Raw genomic sequence first — 257 nt, forward strand, 5'->3', positions numbered from 1 at the left:
GCGCGGGTAAATATCTCATCCAGTCCGGCCTGCACTTTTAACGGATGATTAGCTTTTTGCCGCCAGTCATTGAAATCACCCGCCACCAATACCGGTTCGCCGTCCGGTAGCTCATTCACCCATTCGGCGAGCATCGCAAGCTGCGCCTGACGGTGCGCCTCACGCAGGCCCAGATGTACGCACATCACATGAATCGCTTTTCCGGTCATCGGCGGCACAATGCGGCAGTAGAGCACGCCGCGCTTTTCCGCACCATC

Annotated in this window: 1 pseudogene; it reads right to left on the minus strand. The window is 58.0% G+C overall.

Annotation, left to right across the window (positions count from 1 at the left end):
* Positions 1 to 257, minus strand: a pseudogene (locus V5P19_RS23940) (EEP domain-containing protein); the annotation flags it as partial.

The organism is Enterobacter sp. UNJFSC 003, assembly GCF_036903355.1.
Taxonomy (GTDB): Bacteria; Pseudomonadota; Gammaproteobacteria; order Enterobacterales; family Enterobacteriaceae; genus Enterobacter.